At 72.0% G+C, this 23,965-nt stretch carries 24 protein-coding genes; 11 read left to right on the plus strand and 13 right to left on the minus strand.

Going from position 1 to position 23,965, the window contains the following annotated elements:
* Positions 1-7 precede the first annotated feature (7 nt).
* The 3 genes from BS75_RS40540 to BS75_RS40550 are packed head-to-tail and all read left to right on the plus strand — an operon-like array spanning position 8 to position 3,445.
* Positions 8-1,141: an alpha-hydroxy acid oxidase gene (locus tag BS75_RS40540; protein ID WP_042438020.1), complete on the plus strand. Its 1,134-nt coding sequence runs from the start codon at positions 8-10 to the stop codon at positions 1,139-1,141.
* A 25-nt stretch (positions 1,142-1,166) separates the two neighbouring features.
* Positions 1,167-2,111 (plus strand): alpha/beta hydrolase, encoded by a 945-nt coding sequence (locus tag BS75_RS40545; protein WP_081983086.1) that lies wholly within the window; start codon positions 1,167-1,169, stop codon positions 2,109-2,111.
* Positions 2,108-3,445 (plus strand): aminotransferase class I/II-fold pyridoxal phosphate-dependent enzyme, encoded by a 1,338-nt coding sequence (locus BS75_RS40550; protein ID WP_042438023.1) that lies wholly within the window; start codon positions 2,108-2,110, stop codon positions 3,443-3,445. Before BS75_RS40545 ends, BS75_RS40550 begins: the two co-directional genes overlap by 4 nt.
* A 119-nt stretch (positions 3,446-3,564) precedes the next feature.
* On the opposite strand, the gene BS75_RS40555 is transcribed toward BS75_RS40550, so the two are convergent.
* From BS75_RS40555 to BS75_RS40570, 4 genes are all read right to left on the minus strand, one after another.
* Entirely contained in the window at positions 3,565-4,329 is a 765-nt protein-coding gene (locus tag BS75_RS40555) for an ABC transporter permease (protein WP_034091781.1), read from the minus strand.
* A gap of 22 nt (positions 4,330-4,351) precedes the next feature.
* Entirely contained in the window at positions 4,352-5,305 is a 954-nt protein-coding gene (locus BS75_RS40560) for a daunorubicin resistance protein DrrA family ABC transporter ATP-binding protein (protein WP_034091782.1), read from the minus strand.
* Positions 5,306-5,407: 102 nt separating this feature from the next.
* Positions 5,408-6,580 carry a glycosyltransferase gene (locus BS75_RS40565; protein WP_034091783.1) on the minus strand — a complete coding sequence of 391 codons (1,173 nt, stop codon included), beginning with the start codon at positions 6,578-6,580 and terminating at the stop codon, positions 5,408-5,410.
* Entirely contained in the window at positions 6,577-6,906 is a 330-nt protein-coding gene (locus BS75_RS40570; RefSeq protein WP_034091784.1) for a hypothetical protein, read from the minus strand. The genes BS75_RS40565 and BS75_RS40570 overlap by 4 nt, the downstream gene beginning before the upstream one ends.
* Positions 6,907-7,003: 97 nt before the next feature.
* Between BS75_RS40570 and BS75_RS40575 the strand changes: the two genes are divergently transcribed.
* From BS75_RS40575 to BS75_RS40590, 4 genes are all read left to right on the plus strand, one after another.
* Positions 7,004-7,936, plus strand: a complete 933-nt coding sequence (locus BS75_RS40575; protein WP_034091785.1) for a 3-oxoacyl-[acyl-carrier-protein] synthase III C-terminal domain-containing protein — start codon at positions 7,004-7,006, stop codon at positions 7,934-7,936.
* An 82-nt stretch (positions 7,937-8,018) separates the two neighbouring features.
* Positions 8,019-8,318, plus strand: coding sequence for an acyl carrier protein (locus tag BS75_RS40580; protein WP_042438024.1), 300 nt, complete (start codon positions 8,019-8,021; stop codon positions 8,316-8,318).
* A 4-nt stretch (positions 8,319-8,322) separates the two neighbouring features.
* The gene (locus tag BS75_RS49705; protein WP_052070372.1) at positions 8,323-9,162 is read left to right on the plus strand and encodes a hypothetical protein; all 840 of its coding nucleotides are present in this window, start codon (positions 8,323-8,325) and stop codon (positions 9,160-9,162) included.
* Positions 9,159-9,893, plus strand: coding sequence for a 4'-phosphopantetheinyl transferase family protein (locus BS75_RS40590; protein ID WP_052070375.1), 735 nt, complete (start codon positions 9,159-9,161; stop codon positions 9,891-9,893). Before BS75_RS49705 ends, BS75_RS40590 begins: the two co-directional genes overlap by 4 nt.
* A 320-nt stretch (positions 9,894-10,213) precedes the next feature.
* Here BS75_RS40590 and BS75_RS40595 read toward each other — a convergent pair whose 3' ends face one another.
* From BS75_RS40595 to BS75_RS43735, 3 genes are all read right to left on the minus strand, one after another.
* Positions 10,214-10,711, minus strand: coding sequence for a GNAT family N-acetyltransferase (locus BS75_RS40595; RefSeq protein ID WP_034091786.1), 498 nt, complete (start codon positions 10,709-10,711; stop codon positions 10,214-10,216).
* Positions 10,708-12,027, minus strand: a complete 1,320-nt coding sequence (locus BS75_RS40600; protein WP_034091787.1) for a DUF6271 family protein — start codon at positions 12,025-12,027, stop codon at positions 10,708-10,710. Before BS75_RS40600 ends, BS75_RS40595 begins: the two co-directional genes overlap by 4 nt.
* A 424-nt stretch (positions 12,028-12,451) precedes the next feature.
* Complete coding sequence (locus BS75_RS43735; protein ID WP_081983088.1) at positions 12,452-15,511, minus strand: AfsR/SARP family transcriptional regulator; 3,060 nt, start codon at positions 15,509-15,511, stop codon at positions 12,452-12,454.
* Between the two features lie 339 nt (positions 15,512-15,850).
* Here BS75_RS43735 and BS75_RS40610 point away from each other — a divergent pair, with 339 nt between their 5' ends.
* The gene (locus tag BS75_RS40610; RefSeq protein ID WP_042438026.1) at positions 15,851-16,510 is read left to right on the plus strand and encodes a helix-turn-helix transcriptional regulator; all 660 of its coding nucleotides are present in this window, start codon (positions 15,851-15,853) and stop codon (positions 16,508-16,510) included.
* Between the two features lie 268 nt (positions 16,511-16,778).
* On the opposite strand, the gene BS75_RS40615 is transcribed toward BS75_RS40610, so the two are convergent.
* The 6 genes from BS75_RS40615 to BS75_RS40640 all read right to left on the minus strand — a co-directional run bounded on the left by BS75_RS40615 (position 16,779) and on the right by BS75_RS40640 (position 20,791).
* Entirely contained in the window at positions 16,779-17,153 is a 375-nt protein-coding gene (locus BS75_RS40615) for a VOC family protein (RefSeq protein WP_034091788.1), read from the minus strand.
* Between the two features lie 65 nt (positions 17,154-17,218).
* On the minus strand, positions 17,219-17,581 hold the full coding sequence (locus BS75_RS40620) for a VOC family protein (RefSeq protein WP_034091789.1): 363 nt from the start codon (positions 17,579-17,581) through the stop codon (positions 17,219-17,221).
* On the minus strand, positions 17,578-18,405 hold the full coding sequence (locus BS75_RS40625; protein ID WP_034091790.1) for a MerR family transcriptional regulator: 828 nt from the start codon (positions 18,403-18,405) through the stop codon (positions 17,578-17,580). Before BS75_RS40625 ends, BS75_RS40620 begins: the two co-directional genes overlap by 4 nt.
* A 292-nt stretch (positions 18,406-18,697) precedes the next feature.
* On the minus strand, positions 18,698-19,675 hold the full coding sequence (locus BS75_RS40630) for a nuclear transport factor 2 family protein (RefSeq protein ID WP_081983089.1): 978 nt from the start codon (positions 19,673-19,675) through the stop codon (positions 18,698-18,700).
* 269 nt (positions 19,676-19,944) lie between these two features.
* Positions 19,945-20,229 carry a hypothetical protein gene (locus tag BS75_RS40635; protein ID WP_152645862.1) on the minus strand — a complete coding sequence of 95 codons (285 nt, stop codon included), beginning with the start codon at positions 20,227-20,229 and terminating at the stop codon, positions 19,945-19,947.
* Positions 20,230-20,344: 115 nt separating this feature from the next.
* Positions 20,345-20,791 (minus strand): STAS domain-containing protein, encoded by a 447-nt coding sequence (locus BS75_RS40640; RefSeq protein ID WP_034091792.1) that lies wholly within the window; start codon positions 20,789-20,791, stop codon positions 20,345-20,347.
* A gap of 224 nt (positions 20,792-21,015) precedes the next feature.
* Here BS75_RS40640 and BS75_RS40645 point away from each other — a divergent pair, with 224 nt between their 5' ends.
* From BS75_RS40645 to BS75_RS40655, 3 genes are all read left to right on the plus strand, one after another.
* Positions 21,016-21,462, plus strand: a complete 447-nt coding sequence (locus BS75_RS40645; protein ID WP_052070382.1) for an ATP-binding protein — start codon at positions 21,016-21,018, stop codon at positions 21,460-21,462.
* 115 nt (positions 21,463-21,577) lie between these two features.
* Entirely contained in the window at positions 21,578-21,910 is a 333-nt protein-coding gene (locus BS75_RS40650; RefSeq protein WP_034091793.1) for an STAS domain-containing protein, read from the plus strand.
* A gap of 316 nt (positions 21,911-22,226) precedes the next feature.
* Entirely contained in the window at positions 22,227-23,930 is a 1,704-nt protein-coding gene (locus BS75_RS40655) for a PP2C family protein-serine/threonine phosphatase (RefSeq protein WP_081983091.1), read from the plus strand.
* Positions 23,931-23,965: the final 35 nt, after the last annotated feature.

Below are 23,965 nucleotides of genomic sequence, written 5' to 3' on the forward strand. Positions count from 1 at the left end.
GCAGTCTGTGGAACCACGTGAACTGGCGGACTTCGAAGGCGCAGCCCGCGCCCGACTTCCGGCCGAAATCTGGGACTTCGTGCAGGGAGGCAGCGGCGCCGAACGGACCCTCGCCGCCAACCTGGCCCAGTTCGAACACTGCCGCCTGCGCCCGCGCACGCTCGTCGACGTCTCTAGCACCGACCAGGGCCTCACCCTGCTCGGGAGCCGGCTGCGGACCCCGATCGGCGTCGCGCCCATGGCCTACCACCAGCTGTTCCACGCCGAGGGCGAAGTCGCCACCGCCCGTGCGGCCGGCCGTGCGGGGGCGCTCATGGTCGCCGGGATCTTCGCCAGTCGCACCCTGGAATCCATCGCCGAGGCCGCGACCGGCCCGCTCTGGCTCCAGCTGTACTGGCTGCGCCGCCGCGACGCGCTGGCCGCCGTGGTCGAGAGGGCCGAGGCGGCCGGCTTCCGGGCGCTGGTGCTGACCGTGGACGCCCCTCGGATCGGCCGGCGGCTGCGCGACGCCCGCAACGGCTTCGCCGTTCCCGCGCACATCCGCGCGGTCAACCTCGACCAGAGCCTGATGGCCGCCAGCCACCGGGCCGGCGAGGGGAGTTCGGGTATCGCCGACCATGCCAGGGAGCAGTTCGACCCCACGCTGACCTGGGCGGACCTCTCCTGGCTGCGGGAGCGCAGCAGCCTGCCGATCGTCCTCAAGGGGATCCTCACCGCCGAGGACGCCCGGCTGGCCGCCGAGCACGGTGTCGACGCCGTCGTGGTCTCCAACCACGGCGGCCGCCAACTCGACGGCGCCCTGGCGACGCTCTCGGCTCTGCCCGAAGTGGTCGCCGCAGTGCCGCCGGATCTGCCCGTTCTGCTGGACGGCGGTGTACGGACGGGCACAGCTGTCGCTCTCGCGATCGCCTTCGGCGCCCGGGCCGTCCTGGTCGGCCGCCCGGTCCTGTGGGGCCTGGCCGTCGACGGCGAGGACGGCGTCGCCCGGATCCTCGGCCTCCTGCAGACCGAACTCGACGACACGATGGCCCTGCTCGGCAGACCACGACTGGCCGATCTCGACCACACCGTGGTGGCCCGGCCGACCGGCTCCGAACCCCCGGCCGCCGCCACCCCTCCAGCCCCCGACCGCCGCCGCTGACCGCCGGCCGATTCCAGGACATCCCTTGCCACTGCACCCCCAGGCCGAGGCCCTGCGCCAGCAGCGCTCCGAGGCCGGTACGCCCCCGCTCTACTCCCTCACCACCGCCGAGGCGCGCGCCGCCGACCTCGCCGACATCCGGGCCTCGGCCGGGAACCCGGAACCGGTGGGCTCGGTCGAGGAACTCGGCGTTCCGGGCCCCGGCGGACCGCTGACCCTGCGGATCCACCGCCCGTTCGCCCACGCCGTCCCGGCCGGTCCACTGCCCGCCCTGCTCTACCTGTTCGGCGGCGGCTGGACCCTCGGCTCACTGGACACCGGCGACGCGATCTGCCGCCGACTCACCAACGCCGTCGGCTGCGTCACCGTCTCGGTCGACTACCGACTCGCCCCCGAGCACCCCTTCCCGGCAGCCGTCCACGACGTCGCCGCCGCCGCCGAGTGGATCGCCGGGCACGCCGCCGACCTGGGCATCGACCCCGAGCGGCTGGCCGTGGCCGGCGACAGCGCCGGCGGCAACCTCGCCGCCGCGCTCACCCTTCTCGCCCGCGAGCGCGGCGGCCCCGCGCTGCGCCACCAACTGCTGGTCTACCCCAACACCGACCACGGCGCAGACACCCCGTCGCTCCGCGAGCACGACGACCCGCTGCTGTTCAACCGCCGCTCGGTCGACTGGTATTGGGGCCACTACCTGGCCGACCCGGCCGACGGCGCCGACCCGCTGGCCTCGCCGCTGCGCGCGCCCTCGCTGGCCGGACTGCCGCCCGCCACCGTGATCACCGCCGAGTACGACCCGCTGCGCGACGAGGGCGAGCTGTACGCCGAGGCGTTGCGGGCCGCCGGCGTCCCGGTGCAGGCTCGCCGCTACGAGGGCATGCCGCACGGTTTCTTCGCCATGGCCGGCGTCCTGGACGGCGGCCGTGAGGCGCAGCGGTACGCCGCCGAGCGGCTGCGCGAGGCCCTGCAGTGAGCGCCGCCGCCACCGGGGCGACGACCGGTCCGGAGACCGCGCCCCTGCTGCTGGGCGAGCTGCACGCCAGCCTCGCGGACCCGCTGCTGGATGCGATGACCTTCCTCAACGAGGTCACCGAGCGCTATCCGGACGCGCTGTCCTTCGCCCCCGGCCGCCCGCACGAGGGGTTCTTCGAGCCCGAGAGCGTCCACGAGTACCTGGACACCTACCTCGCCCACCTCGCCGATCGCGGCCTGAGCCGCAGCGCCGTGCGCAGCGCACTGTTCCAGTACGGGCCCACCAAGGGCATCATCGCCGACCTGGTCGCCCGCACCCTGGCCAACGACGAGGGGCTGGACGTGGCCCCCGAGTCGCTGGTGCTCACCGTCGGCGCCCAGGAGGGCATGCTGCTGGTGCTGCGCGCCCTCTGCGCCACGCCCGAGGACGTCCTGCTGGTCAGCTCGCCCTGCTACGTCGGCGTCACCGGCGCCGCCCGGCTGCTCGACCTGGCGACGGTCCCGGTGCCCGAAGGACCCGGGGGCGGCCCGGACCCGCAGGCCGTGCACGAGGCGGCCCGCGCCGTCCGGGCCTCCGGCCGCCGCCCGCGGGCGCTCTACGTGGTCCCCGACTTCGCCAACCCGTCCGGCACCAGCATGCCGGTCGAGGCCCGCGCCGGACTGCTGGCGGCGGCGGCCGAGGAGGGGCTGCTGGTGATCGAGGACAACCCGTACGGCTTCTTCGCCCGAGGGCCCGGCGCCCGGCCCACCCTGAAGGCCCTGGACCGGCGCCGGCAGGTGGTCTACCTCGGCTCCTTCGCCAAGACCTGTTTCCCCGGCGCCCGGCTGGGCTACGTCGTCGCCGACCAGGAGGTGGTCACGCCGGCCGGCCGGACCAGTCTGCTCGCCGACGAACTGGCCAAGCTGAAGAGCATGACCACGGTCAACACCCCGGCGCTCAGCCAGGCCGTGATCGGTGGGCTGCTGCTGCGCCACGACTGCCGGCTGCGGGCCGCCAACGCCCCCGCGAGCGCCTACTACGCGGCCAACCTCGCAGCGCTGCTGCGGGAGTTGGAGCGACAGTTCCCGGCGGCCGAGCGGGCCCGACTGGGTCTGTCCTGGACCGAGCCCGAGGGTGGCTTCTTCGTCGTGCTGGACGTGCCGTTCACCGCGGACCAGGCGGCGATGGAACGCTGCGCCCGCGACCACGGGGTGCTCTGGACCCCGATGGCCGCCTTCTACCCGGCGGGCGGCGGCGAGCGCCGGCTGCGGCTCTCCATCAGCGCCCTGAGCGAGCAGCAGATCGAGGCGGGTGTGGCCCGGCTGGCCGACTTCGTCCGGGAGTCCGCAGGCTGAACGCAACCGGGTACGGAAGAAGGGAGGGGCCGGGTTCTTCGCCCGGCCCCTCCCCTCTTCTCTTCTCCTCCGTACCGGCTCAGGAGCTCCGGGACAGCTCCCGGACCGCTCCCGGACCGCTACCGGATCCGGGCCGAGAACAGCCGGGCCGACCAGTAGACCGCGGCGACCGTCATCACCAGGACGATCAGCAGCCCCTGCCAGACCACGTTGTCCCCGAGGTGGCCGGAGAACAGCGCCCGCATGCCCTCCACCGCCCAGTAGAAGGGGTTCCACTTGGCCATCGACTGCAGCCACATCGGCGCGAGCGCCAGCGGCAGCAGCGTTCCGGAGAGCAGGGCGATGGGTTGGGCGAGGGTGTTCACCACCGGCGCCATCGCCGAGTCGTTGGGCAGCACCAGGGCGATGCCGTACGAGATGGCCGAGGTCATCAGCGCCAGCAGCCCGAGCAGCAGGTAGGCCAGCAGCAGACTCAGCGGGGCGACCCGCAGGCCGAACGGCAGCGCGATCAGCGTGATCAGGACCGCCTGGGCGAGCAGCGCCACCACCTCGCGCAAGGCCCGCCCCAGCAGCAGGGCGAGCCGACTGACCGGGGTCACCCGGGAGCGCTCGATGATGCCGGCCTTCAGCTCGCCGAGCAGGCTGAATCCGGTGTAGAGCCCGCCGAAGATGCAGAGCACCGCCAACAGGCCGGGGACGTATATCTGGTAGGCCTCGGCGTAGGTGGTGGCGCCCATGGGCGCCAGTACCTTCCTGAGCAGCGGGGCGAACAGCAGCAGGTAGAAGATCGGCTGGATCACCCCGACGACGATCCAGATCGGTGTACGCCACATCAGCAGCAACTGCCGCTGGAAGACCAGCCAGGTGTCACGGGCGAGCTTCACGGAAGGGACCCCAGGGAGATTGTCAGGACTGTTCGATGGAGCGGCCGGTGCGGGCCAGGAACACGTCGTCCAGGCTCGGCCGTTGGAGCTGGACGGTCCCGGGGACGACGCCGGCCCCGTCCAGGACGCGCAGCAGCTGCGGGATGGCCGCGGCGCCGTCGTGCAGGTAGAGCCGTAGACCGTCCTCGCCCTGCTCCAGCCGGTGCAGGTAGGGCTGGTCGCGGAGGGCGTCGGCTGCGGGCCCGGTCTCGTCCGCGGCGACTCCGAGGAGGACGACGTCGCCCGAGATCTCGCGCTTGAGTGCCTCGGGCGTGCCCTCGGCGACGACCTGGCCCTGGTCGACGATCGCGACCCGGTCGCAGAGCGCGTCGGCCTCGTCCAGGTAGTGGGTGGTCACCACCACCGTCATGCCCTCGGTGCGCAGCCGCTTGATCTCGGCCCACACCTGGCTGCGGCTGGCCGGGTCGAGGCCCACCGTCGGCTCGTCGAGGAACAGCACCTTCGGGGCGTGGATCACCCCGAGGGCGATGTCCACCCGCCGGCGCTGGCCGCCGGAGTAGGTGCTGCAGGGACGGTCGGCGAAGTCGGTGAGGTCGAAGGCCTTGAGGGCGTCCTCGGTCTGCCCGTGGGCTTCGGCCTTGCGGCTGCCGTGCATCCTCGCCTGCAGCACCAGTTCCTCGCGGGCGGTGACCGCGTCGGTGGTGCCGCCGCCCTGGGCGACGTAGCCGATCCGGCGGCGGACCCCGGCCGGGTCGGCCATCAGGTCGGCGCCGGCGATCAGGGCTCTGCCGCCGTCGGGGCGGATGAGGGTGGCGAGCATTCGCAGGGTGGTCGTCTTCCCGGCGCCGTTGGGGCCGAGGAAGCCGAAGATCTCACTTGGTCGGACGTCCAGGTCGATGCCGCGGACGGCATCGACCACGGTTCGGCCGTGTTTTCCGGACGGATAGGACTTACGAAGTCCCTGGGTCTCGATCAACCAGAACTCCCGTGCTGGGATGGGATGCGGGGCTCCTGGGAACCGGTGCTTCGGCCTCACCCTAGAGGCTCGGGCACCCAGGAAACAATGGCCTAGACCAATTTAGGAAACTGTCGGCGAGCCCGTGACCAGTGCTTCGAGCCTGTCGGCGGCCGACACGGCCCCACCACCGGACATCAGTTGACGTCCGATCAGCTGCGCAGCGGTTCGGTGGGCGGTTTCGTCGAGCACCTGCCGGAGCCGCTCGGCGATGACCTGCGGGCCGACCCGGGCGAACGGAACCCGGAGGCCGGCTCCGGCCTCGGCGACCCGCTGCGCCACGAAGGGCTGGTCGTTCCGGATCGGCGCCATCAGCAGGGGGACGCCGTGGGCCAGCGACTCGCCCACGGTGTTCATCCCACCATGGCAGAGCACCGCGTCCAGCGCACCCTTCGACAGGAGCTCCAGAATCGGTGCCCGATCGACCACCACCACGCTGTCCGGGAGGTCGGCGGGCAGTGCCCCCCGGGGCGCGGCGATCACGGCCTGGATGCCCTCGCCGTAACGGGTCACGGCGCGGACGGTGCGGTCCAGGAAGTCCGCGCCGACCGCGTCCGACATGGTTCCCATGGTGACCAGGACGGTGCGCCGGCCCGGGTCCAGCCGCTCCCACGGGAAGGCCGGATCCGCCGAACGCTCGGTCAGCACCGGTCCCACCAGGGCACACTGCGGCGGTAGCGGGAGGTCGCCGAGCAGCGCCCGGCCGGTGGTGGCCAGCACCAGGTGCGGCGAGAACCGCGGATCCGTGAACTCGGCGGCGGGGAGCCCGGCCCGCCGCCACAGCTCTGCCAGCAGGCCCGCCGTCCAGGCCTCGACCTGCGGCAGGGCCCGGTACGGGCGGCCCAGTTCCATCGCCCCCGGCGCCAGGCTCGCCCACGGAAGTCCGTGTCGGTGCGCGATCAGCGCGCCGGCCGGGGTGTGCTGGTCCACCAGCAGCGCGTCGGGCCGGAACTCCCGCACCACCGCGTCCAGCGGCTTGGTGGTGAACCGCGCGTACGGGACGACGAAGCCCTCCCACAGCGAGCGCAGCGAGGCCAGGCCGTGGCCCCCCAGCGCCCGGAACGCCCGGGTGCCGGTGCCGAAGACCCGTGCGTCCGGGCCCAGCAGCGCACGGAACACGGTCTCGGTGCCGGTCCAGGCCACCTCGTGGCCGCGCGCGGCCAGCTCCTCCGCGATTCCGGACGCCGGATTGACGTGCCCGGTCAGCGGGGGCACCACCATCAGGAAGCGGCTCATCGGCGCACCAGCTCGGCCAGGTCGCCGACGGTCAGCGCGGCCAGCGCATCCAGGTCCAGGCCGGCCCGCAGCGCGCCCAGATCGGCGCCGAAGCGTTCCCGCAGCAACGCGTCGAGGACCGCGAACTCGCTTTCGTCCAGGGCCAGATCAGCGTCGAGTCGGGCATGGGGCACCACCAGCTCTGCCCATTCGGGCAGCGCATCGGCGGCGGTGACCAGCAGCGCCACGAGCTCCGGGTCCAGCGGGGGCGGCGGCGCGGACGGCGTGTCGGGGGACAGGTCGGAATCGGTTTCGGGGTGTACGAAGGAAGCCTGGAAATCGGTCATCTGGGGCTCCACCTGCTCGACGGCATCGGGGTGAGAGGGAGGGCTCCGGGTCGGTGATCACTTGTGCGACCCGCGGAGCGTGGGAATACTAGCCCGGGTGACAGCACTGGAGGCAGTGGCCGTCCACCTCCCCCCACGACTCGAATCGATCGAGGACGTGGGCGCGCGGATCGGCCTGACCCCACGCCAACTTCGACTCTTCCGCCGCTTCCACGGCCTGGACCAGGTGCGCCTGGACCCGGACGGGACGCTGCTCGACCTGTTGGACGCCGCAGTTCGGGGCCTTCCCGAACTGCGCGGCAACGAACACCGGGTCCGGTACCTGCTGCACGCACGCAGCATGCCGGTCGCGGTGCCCTATCCGCTCAACCCCCTGCACCAACTCCAGGAACGCTTCGGCCTCACCCGGGCCAACGCGTTCACCGTCACCCAGCAGGCCTGCGCGGCCTCTCTGCTGGCCGTCGACCTCGCCGGGCGACTGCTGGCGGACGACGCCGATCCGTCGGCGCTGGCGCTGGTGGTGGCGGGGGAGAAGACCTTCACCCGGGACGCCCAGGTCGTCCCGGACACCTCGATCTTCGCCGAGGCCTCGGCCGCCTGCCTGGTCAGCCCCGACGGCGCCCGCGACCGCGTGCTCTCCTACGCGGTCCGCCAGCGGCCCGAGTTCGACGGCCGGCTGGCCGAGGACCCGGAACTGCTGGTGCGCTACCAGCGGGAGTACCAGTCCACCATGATCGAAACCTTGGAGGCCGCGCTCGATCAGGCTGGTCTAAACCTCTCCGGGATCGCGCTGGTGCTTCCGCACAACGTCAACCAGGCTTCCTGGCGCATGATCTGCCGTCAGCTGGGCTATCCTGTCGACCAGGTGGTGCTGGACAACGTGCCCTCGGTCGGGCACAGTTTCGCTGCGGACGCCTTCATCAACCTCCGCACGGCCATCACCGGCGGACTGCTCCGGCCGGGTGACCACTACCTGATCGCCGCCGCCGGCGTCGGCGCAACCTTCTCGGCCATGGCCCTCCGGCACTGACGTGCCGTCGGCGGACTGCCGCCGCGCGCGCACCAGCGCCTCGCCCCCGTATCCCCATCACCCACCACGGGACGGTTCACCCATGTCAGACTCCGCCCTCTCCACCACCGAACCGGTCGACACCGAGTTGCGCGGCCGCATCATGCGCGGCATCGAGGAAGTCCTGCCCCGCGTCCTCAACATCGAGCTCGCCGCCATCCCGGAGAACGCCTGCTTCTTCGAGGACTACGGCCTCACCTCCTCCGGCACCATCGAGCTGGTCCTCGAAATCGAGGCGGAGCTCGACATCCAGGTCGACATCGAGCACCTCGGGGTGGACGACCTCCGCTCGGTCAACAGTCTCACCGACTATGTCGCCGGGCACCTCGTCGACGAGGACTGACCCGGTGCCCGCCGAGGCCCGGGGGCTGCGCGTCACCAGGGCGGTCGCGGCCGGATTCGACGGCCGCTCCGAAGCCTCGCTCCATCCTGATCTGCGGACCTTCGTCGGCGACCTGGTCCGCCCGTACGGCCTGCCGCTCCGCGAGGACCTGCTGAGCGAGGGGGTCGGCCACGACTACGGTCAGATGGCCGAGGGCCTGGTCGGGAGGGCCCTGTCCGCAGACGAACCCGCGGACCTGTTGATCCTCGCCTTCTCCTCCCCCGACGTCCGGCCCGGGGCGCCCAGCGCCCTCCACCTCAGCCGGCACTGCCCGGGGCAGCCGACCGCCTTCGCCGTCTGCGACCAGGGCAGCGCGGCAGCCTTCACGGCTCTTCGGATCGCCGCCGCCCACCACCGCACCGGTGGCTGTCGGCGGGCAGTGGTCGTCCTCGCCGAGCAGAGCGCCCTGCACTACGAGGCCCCCGAGCCGGTCGGCCTGCCCGAGGAGCACCGCGCTGTCGTCCTGGTCTGTGAGGAGGGCGCGGGGGCGGGCATGCGCATCCGCCAGGAGGCGCAGCCGGACGGATCGCAGGCCCTGCGGTCGGTACTCGCCGACCACCGGGAACTCGGCCTGGGGGCCGGACTGTTGCTGGCCGCAGACCTGGCCGGCGCCGCCCGGCCGGCGGACTCCGACCCCCACGGCGCCCCCGAAGCCGTCGGGACGGCCCGACCGGGACAGCCGTTCACCGGCGTCTGGACCCTGCTGGCCGACCGCCTCGCACAGCGCCCGGAAGCCTCCGGCCCACTGCTGGTCGCGGACCACGACCGGCGTCTGGGCAGGCTCAGCACCCTGTCGCTGCCGTGAACGCCGATCCCGTCGGCGAGACGGTCGACGCCGCCGACGTGATCGACGTCTGGACCCTCTGCACCGACCAGCCCCCGGCCGTCGTGCGCCGACTGCGGGGCCTGCTCGACCCCGATGAACGGGACCGGGCCGACCGGGCCCACGACCCGGTTCAGGGCGAGCGCTTCACCGTGGTCAGGGGCGCTGTCCGGCTGCTGGTCGCCGACCGGCTCGGCACCGGAGCCGCCGACCTGGTGTGGCAGCGCGGCCCGCACGGCAAACCCGCGCCCGTCCTCCCGCCGGCCTCCGAAAGGATCCACGTCAACTGGTCCGCCTCGGGCGCCCTGGCAGTCCTGGCGGTCGCCTACGGGCGCCGGGTCGGCGCGGACGTCGAGGAGATCCGCCCACCCGGCGTCGGCGCGCGGATCGCCCAACGCCACTTCCCGGCCCCCGACGCCGCGCTCGTCCTCGAAGCACCGACCCCGGCCGTCAGCGCCGACCGCTTCACCCGGCTCTGGTGCCGTCGCGAGGCCTGCGTCAAGGTCCACGGCGGCCGGCTCGCCCAGGGCCTCGGCCTCCCGCTGGCCGGCCCCTCGCCGCTGCGGCTGGCCGACGCGGGCCCGCTGGGGCCCGGCCCGCTGTGGTTGACCGACGTCACGGTGCCCGGCCCGTTCCGCGCGGCGGTCGCCGCCGACGTCGACCGTCCCTTCACGGTCCGTCACCGCAGCTGGGTCGCCCCGCGCCTGCCCTGAACGCCCCTGATCGACGCCCGGGCAGGCCGGAACGACGGCTGTCCACCCGCCGTCGGCTGGTGGACAGCCGCAGCCATGCAGAGTGCGCGGCACCCCGGGGCCGGACACAGCGGCGTCCTGCGGCCCTGGCGCATCCTTCCTTCGGCCGCCGGAATCCGTCACGGCAAGCGGATCTGAGTACCCGTCACCTGCACAGTGGAGTGGAGGCGCGTCCGGGTGACGCCGCCGACGGGCCGACGCATCCCCGACGGGGCGGTCGACACGGCAGCTGGTGCAGGGGGCGGACCCGCCGGCGGCGTCACCACGCACAGCGTCGCTTGTCAGTGCACGGGCATCGACATGTAGACCGCGCGCCGCCCGTAGGACGCGGGGACGGCCACCTCCCGGTTGGCGCGGTAGCCGAGGAGCCGCAGCAGGATGTCGGTGCCGCGCACCGCGACCATCGAGATCTGCTCGAATTCCAACTCCGCCGCCCGCGCCTGCAAGTACCGCATGAACTCCTCCGCGATCTCCCGGCCGCGCAGTTCCTCGGCGATCACCAGGTCGTGCACGTGCAGGTTGCCCGACTCGAACGCGGTCTCCTCCGCCTCGGCGAGGTCCGGGCAGCGCAGCGGCGGGTACGGCAGGCTGAGCAGGTAGCCGCGGACCGCGCCGTGCTGCTCCAGCACGAAGCAGGTTCCCGGCGAGCCGAGGGCACGGGACTGGAGTGACTCCCGGCCCTCCGACAGGCCGTCGGCCGCGTAGGCGTCGTGTTCCAGCGCGACCACGGCGTCCCAGTCGTCGTCGGTCAGCTGCCGGATCAGGAACTCCCCGCTCACCCGGCCGCGCCGTCCACGCCGAGGCCCTCCGCGCGGGCGGCGGCGACCATCCCCGCCCAGGCCTCCACCAGCACGGCCCAGCGCTCGGCGTCCTCCTGGGCCTCGTCCAGGAGCTGCTGGCGCTGCCCGGCCACCACGTCCGCGAGCTCGGTGTACTTGCCGCCCAGCGCGCGGTACGAGCGGTCCACGACGTCCAGGCAGTGCTCGTTCCCGGCCCGGTCCCAGCCGACGGTGCCCCGCACCAGGTCGAGGATGGGTTCGACCATCAGCCCGTTCTGCTCGTCCAGCATCCCGCGGCCGAGGTCGATCATCCCGCCGTAGACCGGGTAGAGGTACAGCATCGAGAGCAGGAACTTCACGAACCGCATCTGGTAGGAGATGAAGCCGGCGCCGATGCGGCGTTCGGGGGTGTAGTAGTTGACGATGTGCCGCTTGTGGACGACGCCGGGCAGCCGGGCGTGGACCAGGGCGTGCAGCAGGGCGTAGTCGCTGCCGATGGTCTGGATCGACGGCAGCAGCGGCAGCACCTCGTAGGCCCGGTGGTCCAGGGCGATGTTGCACATGTAGACGTCCCAGATGTCCGGCACGCCGAGGACGGAGTCGTCGGCGCCGAACGGCTCGGAGCCGGCGCCCTTGAAGGAGACGTCCACCATCGCGTCCCGGTCCTCGTCCGACCACACCGGCGGCGTCCACAGGCGCACCAGGTCGCGGTAGACGGCCGGGTTCAGCTCCTGGATCTCGCCGATGTCCACGTTGAGTTCGCCGATGAAGGAGCCGCTGACCAGCATCACCGGCTTGTCCGCGTCGGCGGGGTCGAGCTTGGAGAGGGACACGCCGGCCACCGCCTCGCCGGCCGGTTTGCCGATGGAGAGCAACTCGTGGTGGATCGGGAACATCTTCCGACCGTCGACGACCTGGAAGTCGAAGTCGTCGTTGCGCAGGTGCGCCGAGGTGCAGCCCAGGGCGGCCGCGGCGAGGAAGAGCCGGTTGACGCAGGAGCCGTACGCGACGCCCTGCGGGAGCATCAGGTCGAGCAGCAGCTCGGGGTCGGCGGCGCCGGAGCGCTCGGCCACCCCGCGCAGGAACTCCCGCTGCTGCGCGTTGCCGAGGTGGTGGACGAACACGCCGGGAGTGGGGGTCAGTGAGGCCACCGCGTCCGCGTTCTTCGCGAACTCGGCGGCTTCGGTGGTGTCGAGGACGAGGAGGTGGACCTCGACCCCGAAGGTCGCGACGGCGTAGGCCGCCTCCTCGGCGAGGTCCACGACAGTGCCGGGGCAGGCACGCATGGTGGGCAGGGCGAGGCAGACTCGCTGCATAGTGTGGGACTCTCCGTCTGGTCGTCAGGTTCGTTGCATCAGTAGTCAGTTGATCGATGAGAGGGGGAGGCGCCGGCGGAAGAGCCGGACGGTCGGCGAACCGGGCGTACCCGGCCCGGGCGCGCGTGCGCGGCCCCCGTGCCCACGGCCGCGATCGATCGATCGTCAGGTCCGGGTGCGCGTCCGAGGACCAAGGCACGGCAACGCCGCATGCGCCCTCGAAGCTGCCATGATGTAGTCGGGTTGGATGGGCTGGGTGAGTCCCGGGCGGGCCGGGGAGCGGGGCTCGTGCGGTTGACCTTGCTGCACCACATTGGACTAGACCAAAGTTTGGTGTCAATGAGGTGACTTCAGGGATGGCGTGGCGCAGGCCGACAGTGCCCAATCGGGCAGGCCTCCCTGCCCGCACCCGGACGCGGGGGACTCACCCACCCAGCGTGGCGAGTCGTTCGAACTCGGCCTGTGCCTCAGCCAGGCAGGCCCGGCCGCGGTCGTCCTGCCCGAGGTCGCACAGGGCATGACCGAGGGCGGTCAGCGCGTTGGCCCTGCGGTGTTCCAGACCGACCTCCTGGGCGATCGCCAACGCCTGTTCGGCCGCCTCCAACGCCTCGGTCGGCCGTCCGGCGGCCCGGCAGGACTCGGCCAGTCCCACGAGCACACCCGGCATCCGGTCCCAGGAGCCGAGCGTGCGCAGGGCGCCGAGACACTCCTGGTAGTCCTCGCAGGCCGCCTCGAACAGGCCCAGTCCGTGCAGCGCCGTCGCCCGGGCGTAGAGCATGTGGACCTGACCGACGAAGTCGCCGAGTTCCTCGAAGGTCGCCAGACTGCGCTCGGCCCGGCGGCGCGCCGACTCCGGCCGGCCGATGGCGACATCGGCCAGGGCAGCCATCCCCTCGACGAAGGCGTGCGAGGACCGGTTCCCCAGTTCCACGGTCCGGCTGACGGCCTCGTCGCACCAGGCAGCGACCTCCTCCGCAGCGCAGTGGCCGATGCTGCTCAGCGCGAGTGCGATCAGTGCGGGGGGCAGCAGGGCGGCCTGCCCGGTCTGCCGCGCCAACGCGATCACCCGGGTCGCTTCGGCGTGGGCCTGCCGATTGCGCTGCAACTCCCGCTGGGCCCAGAGCAGCGTGTAGCGGGCACGCGCCTCGCTCCGCGGCAGGCCGGCCGCGCGGGTGGCCTCGGCGATGCGCCCGGCCAGGTCGCACAGCTCCTGCACGGCCATGCCCAGGTCGATCAGTTGGATCAGCACCAGCGTCAGATCCGCGGCCACCGCCAACGGACCGTCAGGGTCGCGGGAGACCTGCTCGGCCACCGCCAGGACGGCGGGGATCTCCTGCCTGGCCCAGCGCAGTCCGTCGACCGGTCCGTCGAACCTCCGCTCGGCGACCTCCGACGCCACCAGGTCGGGGAAGGGGTAGCCGGGCCTGACCACTCGGTACAGGCCGGCCACGGTCGCCAGGTAGTGCCGCAGCAACCGCTCGACGGCGGCCCGCTCGGCGACGGCGCCGTCCTCCTCCTGGACCAGTTGGCGCGCGAACAGCCGCAGCAGGTCGTGGTACTGGTAGCGGCCCGGGTACGGGCAGGACAGCAGTCCCAGATCGGTCAGTGACTCGGCCAGCCGTTCGGCCACCTGCTCCGGCAGCGCCAGCAGCACTGCGGCGGCCGCCGACGATATGCCCGGGCCGTCCGGCAGCGCCAGCAGCCGGAACGCGCGGGCGGCCTCGCGGTCGAGCTGGTCGTAGCTGAGCCGGAACGACGCGGCGACAGCCAGCTCACCGGTCTCCAGTTCGGCCAGACGCCGGCGTTCGGAGGCCAGGCGGGCAACCATGTGCGACAGGTGCCAGGCCGGGCGGGCAGCCAGGCGGGATGCCGCGGTCCGCACCGCCAGCGGCAGGAAGCCGCAGGCCTCCGCCAGCCGGTGGGCCGCATCGGGCTCGGCGGCCACCCGTGACTCCCCGGCGATCGCCGCGAACAGCCGCACCGACTCCTCCAAGGTCAGCGGCTCCAGGCCCACCTGCCGCGTCATCGGCGTCCCCGCCAGATATGCCCTGCTGGTCACCAGCACCGCGCACGACCGGCTGCCGGGCAGGAGCGGCCCGATCTGGGAGCCGTCGCGGGCGTCGTCCAGCAGTATCAGCACCCGCAGGCCCGCCACCCGGGACCGGAACAACGCGGCTCGTTCCGCGGTCCCCTGGGGGATCGCTGCGTCGGCCACGCCCAGCGCGCCGAGGAAGGCGGCCAGCACCTCGCCGGGGTCGGCCGGAAAGGCACTGGCCCCGCGGAGGTTGATGTACAGCTGACCGTCGGGGTACCGGTCGCACACGGCATGGGCGACATGCACGGCGAGCGTGGACTTGCCCACCCCGCCCATGCCGGACACCCCCACCACCGGCATGGCCGGGCCATCAGCGGTCAGGTCGGCGCACATGGCCCGGCCGAGCACGTCCCGGCCGGTGTAGTCGGCGATGTCGGCGGGCAACTGCGCCGGAGGGAACCAGGAGGAACCGGGCGGCCCGACCCTTGCGCCGCAGGCCGGCACCGGCAGCACGGCCGGCGCGGCCAGCTTCGGATCGCCCGACAGTATTCCCTGATGGAGCTCGCGCAGGCGTGGCCCCGGGTCGACGCCCAGCTGCTCCATGAGCGCGCGACGGCCGTCGGCGAACACCCCCAGCGCCTCGGCCTGCCGTCCGCTGCGCCACAGCGCCAGCATCAGCAGCTCCCGCATCGGCTCCAGCAGGGGATGCTGGTTCACCCAGACGGTCAGCTCACCGATGACACCTGCGTGCCTCCCCGCCTCCAGCTCCGTCGCCAACCACGTCTGGACGGCAGCCAGTCGCCGTTCGACCAGCCGGGCCCGATGCGCCTGGGCGAAGGGCCCCGGCAGCCCGGCCAGCGGCTCGCCGTTCCACAGCTCGCACGCCTCCTTGAGCAGCTCGACCGCACCGGGGGTGTCACCCAGGGTGCGGGCCCGGCCTGCCGCCGCGACCCAGGTCTCGAACACTTCGACGTCCACGGATTCCGCGGCCAGCCGCAACACGTAGCCGCTGCCCGAGGACACCAGAACCGTCGGATGCGCCCGGTCCGTCTCCAGCACGCGCCGCAGCCGCGAGACGTAGGTGCGCACGACGGTGACGGCGCGGGCCGGAGGCTCTTCCCACAGGGCGTCGATGAGCTCGTCGACGGAGACGATCCGGCGCGCCCGGAGCGCCAACGCAGCAAGCATCGCCCGCTGCTGGGGGGGACCGAGATCGAGCTCGGTCTCTCCCAGCCAAGCCTGCACCGGCCCGAGCAGGCAGAGGCGCAGCTGTCTCCCGCCACCCGGGGTCGACGCACCGTGGGGCTCTCCGATGCCCGTCACCGCCAGACGGAAGCGCAGCCGGACGGACCGCAGCCGGACGGACCGCAGCTCCGGGCCCGCCGCATTCCGGTCACCGACGGTGGCGTCGTGTCGGTCACGTGTCCTCGCGCATTCGATCTGCCGCACGCAGGTACGCGCGGAACCGGCTGTACGACACGGATCGTCCTACCAAGGTGCCGACATTGCAAACTGCGCCCGTCGGAGCGAGCGCGAACCACCCTCGGCGGCACCACAGGTAGGGTCCCGTCAATCTTTTGTTGATCGGCAGCAGCTAGCTTGCGCCCAACGCGCATGTCAGCCGAGCCGTCGGCGGACATGGGGAACTCCTGCGGTGCCACCAGCAGCACAGGAGAAGGAATGACGGTGTCGCGTGCGGTCGATGCCTTTGCCGACCGGTCCTGACGGGGTGCTGCCGCCTGGAGGCGGCAGGTGCACCGTCAGGCGCAAAGAAAGGAACCAAACGCCGTGCCGCAGCAGGCCGACGACGTTCGTACGACCCGATCGATCCCGGTGGCCATTCATGCCCCGGACCCGCTCTCCCGGGCCGGCGTGGTGAGCTACCTCCGGCCGTGTCCGGAGATATCGCTCGTGGACGGCAACCAGCAGACCGGAGCCGGGGTGGCGCTGCTGATCGCCGACACCTTCGACCAGACGGCCCTGACGAGGCTGTCCCAACTCGTTCGGGGCGAGAGGACGCGCGTGGTGCTGGTCCTGGAGCGGATCCAGGAGCCGGAGCTGCTCAATGTCGTCTCGCTCGGTGTGACCACGATCCTGTGGCGCCGCGAGGTGACGGGGGAGCGCTTGCGCCAAGCCGTCCTCACCGCCGACCGGGGACACGGCGACCTTCCCCCCGACCTGCTGGGGAAACTGATCGGATGCATGGGCCGCCACCGGTGGGGCGAAGGCCCGGCGCAGGAGAGTACCTCCGCCGACTTCGGCCTGGAGCCGCGCGAGGTCGACGTACTGCGGCTGGTGGCCGACGGTATGGACACCGGGGAGATAGCGGTCAAGCTCCTGTACTCGGAGCGGACGATCAAGAACATCCTGCACACCGTGACGACACGGTTCAAGTTGCGCAACCGTGCCCATGCGGTGGCCTACGCACTGCGCGAGGGCTACATCTAGCACTGGCGGGTCCGGCTGTGCGCCGACCTGACGTGCAGTGCTCCGGAGCCGACCCGGCTTTCAACCCCTCCTTGCAGCATTCGGGCTGATCGGGGCCTCGTGCCCCGATCGGTCCCGATCCGCTCTCTCCGCCGCCGACCATGGTTCGGCTGCGGCACGGACGGCGGAGCATCGCTGTGGCAGGGTCGGCCCCGGTCTCCCGCTGGTGGGCAGGGGCCGGGGCCGTTGTGGGGAGGTCAGGAGAACTACTGCAGTTGCACCGCCGCGACTACGCAGGCTGCGATGTCACCAGGTCGAATTCGTTGCCCTCCGGGTCTGCGAACGTGGTCCACCGCAACGAGGGCTTCTCGAAGTCGCCCAGGGACTCGGCGCCGAGGCCGATCAGCCGCAGCGACTCGGTCTCGAACCGGTCGGTGCGCAGGGCCAGGCGCAGCCGATTCCTGACGGGCTTGAGCTCCGGGTCATGGTGGAGGGTGATCTTCGGCCCGCCGGCGGGGTCGGTGGCGTCGATCGCCGCGTATGCGGGGGTCGCGCCCGGGTTGACCGGCCGGCCGAGGACTCGTGCCCAGAAGTCCGCCAGGGCGACGGGGTCGGCGCAGTTGATGCTCAGAGCCGCGATGCTCAGGTGCACCGGAGTGCTCATGCCTGTTTCCTTTCGACGGGTTCGTTCATGAGGGTCGATCAACTTCGCTCGCTGATGACGTGCTGTCACGCCGCCTCGGCGGCCACGTCGAATTCGTTGCCCTCCGGATCCAGCAGCGTGGTCCAGCGCACGCTGCCCGACTTGAGGTCCGCCTTCCAGGTCGCGCCGAGGCCGACCAGCCGCTCGACCTCCGCCTCGAGGTCCGGGGCCACCAGGTCGGGGTGCACCCGGTTCTTCGCGGACCTGCCCTCGGGAACCTGCGCGAAGAACCAGTGCGGCTCGGGTCGGCCGGGGTCCTGCAGCCCGATGGAGGCGAATTCCTCGACGGCGCCGGGATCCAACTCCCGGCCGAGTGCCTGGGCCCAGAATCCGCCGAGCGCGGCGGCGTCCGCGCAGTCGAAGGTCAATGCCTGCAGACGGATCGTCATGATTCCTTTTGTCCTCTCGTGGAGAGCACCGGCCAGCACAGCTCAGTGACCAGTGCCTGTTCGTCATCGGTGTCAAACCGGCTCACCAGGTAGTTCTCCCGGATCGCCGTGCGTTCGCGCGAGCCCAGCCCTCGTTCGGCGACGAAACTGCCCAGTGCGGTGTAGGTCCGGTCGAGTTCGCCGAGCGAGCCGCGATGCACTGCCACCGCAACCGGCCCCTCGGCCCCGATCGGACAGCTGTGACCGGCGGACGCGCTCAGTGGAATGAAGGCGGTGACCTCGCCGATGTGCGATTCGAAGAACTCCGCGCTGTAGACCGCGCCGTCCGGGCCGGCGCGCAGATCGCTGTCCGAGCCGAGTTCCCGGCGTAGGTCCGCGAGCGTGTCGGGCAGCCACTGGAAGGCCTCGTCCCAGGCCACCCGCGCGCTGACCAGGAGGGCCGAGGCGCCGGCCAGGGTGCGGAAGGCGACGTCCAGCGCGGGTGATCCACCGCCTTCCAGCAGTTGCCGCAGCGAGGCCACCGCTGTTCTGGTCTGCTCCAGTTGGCGCTCCATGCTGCGTAGGTGACCGGCGATGACCTCCTCGCGCACCGTCGGATCGGTCGCGGTCAGCACGACCTTGACCTGGTCCAGCGGCATCCCGAGATCCCGGAAGCGCCGGATGAGCTGGGCCGTAGGGGCCTGGGCCGTGGCATAGAACCGGTATCCACTGCCCGGGTCGATCCGCGCGGGGCACAGCAGGCCCAGATCGTGGTAGTGACGAAGGGCCTTGACACTGACATGGGTCATCCGGGAGAACTCCCCGATGCTCAGCAAAGCAGCCACCAGTTCACTCCTCCGTCCCGGCGGGCGTCCCAGGGCGCGCGACGCCCGCCGGGACCTCCCCGCCTGCCGGGGCCGCAGCCATGGCGGCCCGTACCTCCAGGGCGCACTTCACGGAAACTCCTTCCAGGTGTCTTCCAACCGGTGCACACGACTCTCGTCCCTCCCCCTACAGGAGAGTCAACACGTGATCAACCCCGTGCCGCCAACTGCGACAGGACCACCGAGTCCAAGTCGCCGACCTCGACGACGACCGGGACACGAGCCTTGCCGCAGGCCCTGCCGCCCACGAGGGTCAGTGTTCGAGGGTGTCTGCGAGCAGCGCGGCCATGGTGGCGTCGTCGAGTCGGGACGCGTCCCAGGTCGCGGTGAACCGGGTGATGCGGTCGGCCGGGTCGAGTTCGACCGCGATGATCCCGTGACTGCCGAGGAATCCGTTGCCGATCCACTCGTAGCCGCCTCCCCGGCCGCTGCCCAGGGTGCGGCGCACGGTGGCGCCGACGCCGTAGGGCAGACGGGTGTATGCCCGGCCGACGTAGGCATCGACGGCCAGAGCGCCGGTGAACTCGGTGTGCAGCGCGAGGTCCTCGAAGACGGCGTCCTCGGCGAACAGCCCCGTGGTGTCACCGGTGGCGAGCGCCGCGCAGAGGCGGTCGAGTACCGGGCGCAGAGCCGGCGAGGAACGCTCGGCGACGTACTCCTCGCCATAGGTCGTCGGGAACCGGGCGTCCGGGGTGCGCAGCGCATTGACGGCAGCGATGCCGAAATGACGCCCGTCCCAGTAGTCGACCTCGCGCACGATCAGGCCGTCCCGGAAGTCGACGGCGGCGATCGCCCGTATCTCGTGGCCGAACAGCTCCGGCGAGTCGGTGAACTCGACGATCGCACTGTTCTCGTCCCCGATGATCCGGGTGGCGTAGGAACGCGCGGTGTCGGGCCACGTCGGCATGTACTGCGCGAAGACCGCCTCCAGTGCTGCCCGACCCGGCACGTACCAGCCCAGGGTGGCGTCCGTGTAGTACAGCGAGTTCGGCGAGAAGTGCGACATGAAGCTGTCGACGTCGCGGGCCGTCTTGTCCCGGAACAGGCTGTTGACCCGCCGCACGAGCAGGGGCGTCGCATGCGTGACGTCCTGCGGTGGATCCGGGAGGGGGACCACGGGCGGCGTGCCCGGGGCCGCGGCAAGGGCAGGGCTCGACGCGCCGGCAAGAGCCGTGGCGGCGGCGATCGCCCCCGCTGCTCCCAGTACGGCACGACGGGTGGGCTGGCGCATGATGGCTCCTCAGAGTTGACTTCACCGTTCTCCGGCCGGTGCCACGACTCTCGGTCCTCCCGCTACAGGAGAGTCAACACGCCATCCATGGTGCGGAGACGAACGGATCCGGTGCGGCAGCTACTCCGATGGACTCCCCGCCGCCCTCGTCGATGCGCAACGCGCCGGGCGCGATGTTCTCCACCGCGCTGCTTCCGCACCGCTGCGAGGACGACCGGGGGTGAGGTGTTGCCGCGGGTGCCGGACCTGAGACCGGCACCCGCCGTGCCTCAGGTGTGCAGCAGGTCGGCCTCGGTGACCGAGTGGCACAGCGTCAGCCGCAGGGCATGGGCGGGTTCGGCGTCCCGGCGCTGCCAGTGCACAGCGCGGACCGTGTAGCCGGGGCCCTCGCGCAGCCAGTCGGCCGCAGCGGCGAACAGGTCGGCGGGATCCTCCCCGGCCAGCACCAGTGTTCCTCCGGTCTCGACCGCGACCCACAGGCCCACGTGCCCGTCCGCGAACACCCCCGCCCGCTCCCGCAGCTCCACGGCCACACCTTCCTGCCCTGTGTCCACCTGATCCACTCCCTTTCGTGTCGACGCCCGGTGGTGCCCTCCTGCCCCTCCGGACACCGGGCACTCCCACGTCGTCAAGAGCACCTTGCCCCTACGGGCGGCGTTGTGGCTGCCGCTACGGAGCGGTGGGGAGCTCTGCCGCGGCGCCCAGTGCGTGGGCCAGGTCCGGATGGGTGGTGAAGGATCCGGTGGTGCCGGTCGAGTCTGCGATCTTCAGGAAGGCGTCGGGGAGCGGGCTGAGCAGGCTGATCCCGGGGTGGTGTCGCGCGGCCAGGAGTTGGGCCAGGACATCGACGTGCAGGTGGGTGACGGCGGAGAGGTCCACCACCAGCGGGCGCCCAGTGGCACGCGCGTCGTCGATCAGGGTGCCGACGAAGGCTTCGGCCCGCCAGTCGAGGACACCGCGGAGGATGACCACGTGCGCCTCGTCCCGGTCGAAGTAGCTGACGCAGGCGTCCTGGAAGCGCTCCAGGGGGGCGTTGTCCCAGGGCCGGTGGTTATGGGTGCAGGAGGTGGGGGAGGAGCCCACCGACAGCGGGTCAGGACGGGTGGGCGGATCCATGCGGGCACCTTTCCTGAGCCCGGCGCCACGAACGAGCCGGTTGCGGACGGGGTCCCGCTCAGCGTACGCGCTACGGGCCGGAGAGGAAGCGGCTCGGTGAGCGCTGGGCATGTCCGCGACCAGGGCCATGACGCCGCCCACTGGATCCGTGCCGGGAATGCAGGGCCGTTAGGCTGGTGCGCATTTGCGGGCGAAGGCCCGGAGAGTGAATAGCCTCGGGAGGTGTGGTGCAGCGGGTGGAGGAACCGTCGGGCCTGCCCGTGCGCTCACAGAGCTGGGAGCTCACCGGCCTGAGGAGAGCCCTGGGACCGGCCCGTGACCACGCCCGACAGTTCCTGGAGGCCGGGTCGGACGACCTTGCGGAGGATCTGCTGCAGGACGCGCTGGTGGTGGTCGCCGAACTGGTCTCCAATGCGATCCGTCACGCCCCCGGCCCCTGTGTCCTCACTCTCTCCCAGGACGGTGGCCGGCTGCTGGTCTCGGTCCGTGACGGCAGCGCCAGCAGCCCGGCCCCGCGCCCGCCGGACCTGTCGGCCGGCGGGGGAGGGTTCGGCTGGCACCTGGTCCAGCGCCTGTCCGAACGGGTCGAGGTGTACACGCACGGCGAGAGCGGCAAGACGGTGACGGCGACCCTGGTCCTGGTCGGCGGCGTGAAAAGATGCGAAGTATGAACGTGCGTACGACGGATGGTGGGTCGTGGGATCCGCGCGGGGCCCTCGCCCCCAGCCGCGGGGATTCCGCTCCCACGGCCGGGACGACTGCTGCGCGGGGAACGGAAGCCGGACGATGATGCCGCTGACGCTCCTGTTGCGCACCACCGCCGACGGGCTGCTGGTCGAGGTCGGCGGGGCACTGGACTTCGAGACCGCGCAGGACTTCCACGACCTCCTGCCGACGTTGGCGCTGCTCCCGGGGCAGCAGCTGAGCCTGGACCTGGGAGCGGTCGAGTTCTTCGACTCCAGCGGGGTGCGCGCCCTCCTCGCCGCCCGCAGTCGGGCCATCGGTGAGCAGGCGGACCTGGCGCTGTTGGCGGTTCCGGGTCACGTCGCCCGAGTCCTTGACGCCCTGGGCCTGCAGGGGAGCTTCAGCACCGACCGCCTCCCGCCTCCGGCGGGTTGAGCGAGGCCTGCCCGTGGGCAGCGTGCCGAGCGTCTGGCGGCAACTCAACCACCGTGTCCCGGAACACCTGAGGGGTCGCCTCCTGCCTGCGCTGCGGCGCGCGGGGTGGTGACCGGCGACGCCGGGGAGTGTGCTGGGCCGTCCGGGGTAGGCGGAGGGCCTGACAGAGTTGTCCGTCTTTCCGGCGACCCGGGCACGGGCTTGCCTTATCCGTCTCACAGCGAGACGGTTGCCATGCGACAACGTTTGTTGTCGGCCGTCGAGACAGAGAAAAGAGTCGGCCCGGTACCACCGGTGACTGGGCCTGTGATCCTTTATGACCTCCTCTCCGCCCGCACCCACCAACCCAGCACCGCCGGCTTCGACCGCGTCCGGACGGACGCCGCGGCCGGCTGTCGGGGCGCCGCTGCTGCGCGCTCTGGTCGACGCGGCAGCGCCGGTGCTGGTCCTGGCCGGGGACCCGGTTCGGGTGCGTCTGCACAACAAGGCCGCGGAAGCGCTCTTTCCGGCCCTGGGCGAGAGCGACGCCTTCACCGTCGACGTGGTCGCCCCCTGGCTGGTGCAGGCGCAGGAGCAGGGCGTGGATGCACTGGACGGTTCGGTGGGCGGCCGGATGTTCCGGGCCACCGCGCAGCCACTGCCGGGGGAGTGCACCGGCTGGCTGCTGACCGATGTCACCGCGGAACACGCTGCTCTGCAGCGCCTGAGCGACGAACGGATCCGCACCCAGTTCCTGGTGCGCGCCTCGGCCCGGCTGCTGGCCTCGCTGAACCAGCGGCGCTGCCTGCGGGTGACCGCGGAACTCGCCGCTGAGCAACTGGCCGACGCAGCGGTGGTGGTCACCCCCGCCCGTGGGCGCCGCGTCGCAGTGACCCGGATGGTGAGGGGTCGGCAGATCGAGGAACTGACCATCGGCGTGGACGTCGACGGGGTACCGGGGCTCAGCGACGCACTCGACGGATTCCCGCCGGTGCCCTCGCGTTGGGTCGACCCCGACCTCGCCCCGGCCTGGCTCGTCCCCGAGGGCTTCGGCGAACTCGGATCCCTGGTCGTCACCCCGCTTCCGGGCAGCGGCGCGTCGGTCGGGGCACTGATCCTGCTGCGACGCGTGGGGAGTCCGGGATTCGACGAGGAGGAGGAGCTCTTCGCACGGATCTTCGCCGCCCGGGCCGGCGCCGCGATCTCGGCCGCCGTCCTGTACGCGGAGCGCACCGAGACCACCGACATCCTGCAGCGCGCCCTGATTCCCCCGCCCATCGACCGCCTCGACGGCATCGACCTGGCCAGCTCCTACCGCCCCGCCCGCGCCGCCGACCTGATCGGCGGTGACTTCTACGACGTCCACCCGCCCCTGCCCACCCCGGGCGAGGACGACGGGCCGGGCGAGACGCTGCTGATGCTCGGGGACGTGTGCGGCAAGGGCCCCGGTGCCGCGATCCTGACCGGGAAGATCCGCAACACCCTGGCCGCGCTGCGTCGCCTCGAACCGCGCCACGGCCACCTGCTGGAACTGCTGAACGCCACCCTCCTGGACGACAGGGACGCCCGCTTCGTCACCCTGGTACTGGCCGGAGTCACCCCGACGGACAACGGACGCCTGGAACTGAGGCTGACCTCCGCCGGGCATCCCGCCCCACTGATCGTCCGCGTGGACGGCAGCGTGGACCAGGCCGCCACCCGCGGCACCCTGATCGGCGCGCTGCCCGACATCACCTCCACCACCTGGACCACGGTGCTGGAGCCGGGGGAGATGTGCCTGCTGTTCTCCGACGGCGTCACCGAGGCCCGGGGCGGCCCCAGCGGCCGTGAGATGTTCGAGGACCAGCGCCTGCGCGACACCCTGGCCGAGTGCGCCGGGATGCCGGTGGAGGCGCTGGTGGAGCGGGTGGAACTGGTCACCTCGCAGTGGCTGGGCGGTGGCGAGCACGACGACATCGCCCTGCTGGCCCTGGGCGCACCGCGCCGCGGATCGCATCTGACGATGGTGAACGGCCACGGACGGGGCAGGTACACCGGATGAGGTGCCACTACCGGGTGGCGCCGCAACGGAAGGCA

The sequence above is a fragment of the Streptacidiphilus albus JL83 genome, assembly GCF_000744705.1.
In the GTDB taxonomy this organism is placed as follows: Bacteria; Actinomycetota; Actinomycetes; order Streptomycetales; family Streptomycetaceae; genus Streptacidiphilus; species Streptacidiphilus albus.